At 36.1% G+C, this 5039-nt stretch carries 4 protein-coding genes and 1 tRNA gene; 4 read left to right on the forward strand and 1 reads right to left on the reverse strand.

Translation table 11 applies throughout. The features are described 5' to 3' along the window. Window positions 1-143: 143 nt before the first annotated feature. The 3 genes from Q5O73_RS10065 to Q5O73_RS10075 all read left to right on the forward strand — a co-directional run bounded on the left by Q5O73_RS10065 (window position 144) and on the right by Q5O73_RS10075 (window position 4145). Window positions 144-223: transfer RNA gene (locus Q5O73_RS10065), tRNA-Leu, on the forward strand. A gap of 142 nt (window positions 224-365) precedes the next feature. Next, window positions 366-1922, forward strand: coding sequence for an NAD(P)/FAD-dependent oxidoreductase (locus Q5O73_RS10070; protein WP_021951938.1), 1557 nt, complete (start codon window positions 366-368; stop codon window positions 1920-1922). Window positions 1923-1931: 9 nt separating this feature from the next. Then, complete coding sequence (locus Q5O73_RS10075) at window positions 1932-4145, forward strand: hypothetical protein (RefSeq protein ID WP_118589760.1); 2214 nt, start codon at window positions 1932-1934, stop codon at window positions 4143-4145. Window positions 4146-4176: 31 nt separating this feature from the next. Here Q5O73_RS10075 and Q5O73_RS10080 read toward each other — a convergent pair whose 3' ends face one another. Further along, entirely contained in the window at window positions 4177-4620 is a 444-nt protein-coding gene (locus Q5O73_RS10080; RefSeq protein ID WP_118589767.1) for a CYTH domain-containing protein, read from the reverse strand. 175 nt (window positions 4621-4795) lie between these two features. Here Q5O73_RS10080 and Q5O73_RS10085 point away from each other — a divergent pair. Next, window positions 4796-5039: DJ-1/PfpI family protein (locus tag Q5O73_RS10085; RefSeq protein WP_302669620.1), on the forward strand; the 244-nt coding region annotated here is incomplete at its 3' end.

Genomic DNA, 5039 nt, shown 5'->3' on the forward strand with positions numbered 1-5039 from the left:
TGGTAGAGCACTTGACTTTTAATCAAGTTGTCTGGGGTTCGATTCCCCAGTGGCTCACTAAGTGTAGGTTCGTGCCTACACTTTTTTATTGCTAAGGCAAACATATGGTAAGTGTTTGTATAAAAGCGGAAAATTAAATAGCTGCGGGTGTGGCGGAATTGGCAGACGCGCTAGATTTAGGTTCTAGTGGGCAACCGTGCAGGTTCAAGTCCTGTCACCCGCATTTAAAATTAAAAAGTAGTTGTCTCTTTATGAAATATAGTTCAAAAAGGGATAACTTTTTTGTTTATTATACCTCTTTTATCGACATAATTTATTTGCTATAATGGAAATCTGAAATTTGAAAGAGAAACAAGGGAGAAAAAATGAAGAGGATTGTGATTATTGGGGCGGGACCGGCAGGCCTTACAGCTGGTTATGAACTACTGAAAAAAGGTGGATATGAGGTTGTTATATTAGAAAAAAGCGATAGAATAGGTGGAATATCCCAGACTGTACGTTATAAGGGCAACCGAATGGATATAGGGGGACATAGATTTTTCTCGAAGGACGATAGGGTAAATGAGTGGTGGCAGAACATAATGCCTACTCAGGGAGCACCGTCATTTGATGATAAGGTGTTAGGCAGAGAGAAAACTTTAGCTGACAAGGGACCTGATCCTGAAAAAGAAGACAGGGTAATGCTTGTAAGAAACAGAGTGTCAAGAATTTATTATTCAAAGCATTTCTTTGACTATCCGATTTCTTTAAAATGGAGTACCTTAAAGAACATGGGATTTGGGACTACAATTAAGGCAGGTTTTAGCTACCTTCATTCAGTATTTAGAAAACTACCGGAAGATAATTTGGAGAATTTCTATATAAACAGATTTGGACGTGTGTTATATTCAATGTTTTTTGAAGGGTACACAGAAAAATTATGGGGAAGACATCCAAGGGAAATATCAGCTGACTGGGGAGCACAGCGTGTAAAGGGACTATCCATAACAGCCGTTATTAAGGATGTATTTAAGAAAATTCTTCCAAAGAAAAATGACGGAGAAGTGGAAACATCACTGATTGAGGAGTATGTTTATCCTAAATTCGGACCGGGACAGCTTTGGGAGGCTGTGGCAGATGACATTGTAAAAATGGGTGGAACTATTGTAAAAAATAGTGAAGTTAAGTATTTAAACACTGAAAATGGAAAAATAAAAAACGTTGTTTGTTTAGAAAATGGACAGGAGAAGGTTTATGAGGGAGACATATTTATGTCTTCTATGCCTGTTAATGATTTAATTGCAGGAATTAAAGGAAGCGATATTCCGGATATTGTTGCAACATCAGCAGCAGACCTTCCTTTTAGGGACTTTGTAACTGTAGGTCTTTTGCTTAACAAATTAAATCTTAAGAATGAAACAAAGATTAAAACATTAAACAACATTGTGCCGGACTGTTGGATATATGTTCAGGACACAGGGGTAAAGCTTGGAAGAATACAGATTTTTAATAACTGGTCACCATATATGGTAGAAAAGCCTGACGAAAACGTATGGATTGGTCTTGAGTATTTTTGCAGAGAAGGGGATGAATTCTGGAACATGAGTGACGAGGAATGCATTAACATGGCAATTAATGAATTGGTTTCAATGGACGTAATTGACAGAAATGACGTTATTGATTCTCACAGAGAGCGCATACAGAAGGCATATCCTGCATATTTTGACGGATATGATAACATGGATAAGATAATTGATTATTTAAATACTTTTGATAATTTATTCTGCGTAGGAAGAAACGGACAGCACAGATACAACAACATGGATCATTCTATGGTTACTTCCTTTGAGGCGGTTAAGGATATTATTAATGGCATACATGATAAAACAAATGTATGGAATGTAAACACAGATAAAGAGTACCATGAAACAAAGGAGCAGTAGGAGGTAAAGATGCAGTATCTTATGTTTGTAGTGGGAATAGTGGTTCCAATAATTTTACTTACATTATTCTTTAAAAAGAAAATATATTTGTCCTATAACAAATATATTTGTTCAGCTATAATAGCGGTTTTAATTGCTTTAGTGTTGGAAGTATTTACTTTTAACTTTAATAGTTTTGAAAATACCAGAAGTGATAAAATGACCGTGTCTGCGGATATTAAGACTTCTGAGGTAAAGTCAGATGGGTATTTAAGCCCTGAGTTATACGGAAGCATTACCAAATCTGCATCCACTGAAAAAAATATATACACATTGGAAATGCAGGGCGTTGATGCTAAAGTAAATAATATAGACGTTATACCGGATTCTAACGACAGGGCAATAGAATGTAAGGTTTACTATTCTGATGAAGCTGTAAATAAATATACTGAAAGTGGTGATGAAAGTGTAATTGTGCCGTCAATGAAATCCACGGGACATATGCACCCTCATTTTGCCGGAAAGTGTCGTAATCTGAAAATTGAATTAAAGACAGATTTAAACAGTGAAATAAATTCAATTCAGGTTAAATTGAATTACCCGGCAAAATTTTCATTTGATATTTTCAGGGTACTTTTGGTTGCTGCAATATGCTTTATGGGATTTGTAATATATTTTACAAGAGGAAAAGGATGTTTGCAGTTTAACAGAAATTCAAACCGACAGTTTGCTGCAATTATGGGACTGGTTGTAGTGGAAATTGTATTTACGGTATTTTTGTCAATTGCCGGGAATTTACAGTTTAACGAAAATGGAAAAATCCAGAGTATTAATTTTCAGGATACACAGGACCCGTATCAGGAACTTACATTGGCAATAACTAAAGGAAAGGTTGACCTTAATAGTCTTAATCCGGAAACGGAGATTCAGGAAATGCGGGACATTAAGGAACTACAAAAACTCCAAAATCCTTATGACTGTAGTCAGCGTGATGGATTAACATATAAGTGGGACAGGGCATTTTATAACGGAAAATATTATTGCTACTTTGGAATAGTGCCTGCACTTGTGTTCTACCTTCCCTATTATCTGGTAACAGGGCATATGCTTAAAACAAAAATTTTAGCACTTTTGCTAGTAGTGATTATAGAAATGCTTATGGCGGCGTTAGTTTATGCCATAGCAAGTCAGTACAAAAAAAGACTTAACCTGTGGGTGGTTATGGCTGCAATACTAGGTTTTACAAATGTGTCAATGGTTCTGTTTTGTATAAACGGAAGTAAATTCTATGAAATAGCAGCTGCCTCGGCGTTAGCTTGTGCATTGGCAGGACTTAATTTTATAGTGAGGGCTTTTGATAACAAAAAAATGACAGTGGGAAGCCTTTGCGCAGGGGCAGCTTTTATGGCGTTGTCAGTTGGATGCAGACCTAATTTTATTCTTGTAAGTTTTGTGGCAGCATGTCTTATGTTAAATGGGCTTGCTAAAAAAGGCGGATATGTTGCAAGTGGAAATAATAAGATAAAGACATATTTAAGCTGTGTTTTCTCAAAAAGCAATATAACAGCCATATTAGCCATTATTGTACCTTATGTTGTTGTAGGTTTGGGACTTATGTATTACAACTACATAAGATTTGATTCGCCTTTTGAGTTTGGAGCAAAGTATCAGCTTACGGTTTTTGACACGGGATATTATGGCATGACGGATTTTGGAAAGATTCCGTTAATGATTGCAAGGGCATTACTTATTCCACCTACTATCAGTGCAACGTTCCCTTATGTAAATGCAGTATCAGAAAGCAGCAATTATTTGGGATATTATTACGGAATGAGCTATATGGGAGTTCTTGCTCAACCTATAATGTGGACAGTTATTCTTCTTGGATGGTCCATGAAGCGTGGAATAAAGGATATGGGACATAAAGCTTTTGTTATGTTATCAGTGATTGTGGGAATTTTAATGTGTTATGTTACCACAGCAATGGGCGGAACATCCCTGAGATATTCCGTTGACTTTGCATGGTTATTCTTTATTCCTGTTATTTACATTGTGTTTGACATGTATGACAGGGGAAGAAACAGAAAAATTACAAAGTATATTTTAGTTCTTGTTGGAATATTGACAGTGGCAACAGTTATGATAAATGTACTTTTATGTATTTCACCGACATGGAGTAGTATAAGCAGGAAGGTGCCGGAAATTTTTTACAGAATAGAAGAAATGGTGGTATTTTGGAAATAAATAAGCGGTGGGGAATTTAATTCCCTGCCGCTTATATTTTTGAAAGATAGCTATTGTGATAGTGTCCGTCATTTGTCACATCTTTTCCAAACCATTTAGGAGGAACAAAGGAGTTAGCATCTTCAATGGAACTAAACTCAACCTCAACTAGCAGCATACCTGCAAATTTCCCCTCAAATATATCAAGTTCAGCAGTGTGACCGTCTTCTAAAGGTATAAGAAATCGTGTTTTAGTTATGATATTGCCATCGGCTTTTTCCCGGAGGTGGTAATAACTCTTTTCATTTAAAGGAAGATTATATTCTTCCCTTGCCATCATGCCACCGCCTTTATAAGTTAGAAAGTACTCATCATCCTGCTTCCTGATGCGGACTACAGGGGCAGTATTTAAATATGCCTGTTCTATTTTATGACATTTGTAGTCGTTTAAATTTGCGGGCAAATCAAGGGGAAGATATTTTCTCTCAATTTCCATTGGCTTCATAAATAAAGACCTCCTTGTACTAATTTGTATACTGATATTGTAACACAAAAGTTAATAAACCTTACGGCAAATAATAAATTTGTTAAAAATTCTTTATAACTTTGACACACGGCAGGTGTATGTTATACTTGTTTTTGAATTCATATGTTAGGAGGAATAGTGGATAATGAAGACAGTATATGCATTTTTGGCAGATGGAATGGAAGAAGTGGAAGCTTTGATGGTAATTGATTTGTTAAGAAGAACAAAGAAATTAAATGTTGTTACGGTTTCCGTTAAGGATGATTTGTTAGTGGAAAGCTCCCATAAGATTAAACTTTTTGCTGACAAAAACATTAACGAGATAGATTTTGAAAAAGGAGATTGCATTTTCCTTCCGGGAGGAATACCGGGGACACCTAATCTTGCAG

Origin of the sequence: Eubacterium sp. AF15-50, from assembly GCF_934835595.1 — a bacterium.
In the GTDB taxonomy this organism is placed as follows: Bacteria; Bacillota; Clostridia; order Lachnospirales; family Lachnospiraceae; genus Eubacterium_G; species Eubacterium_G segne.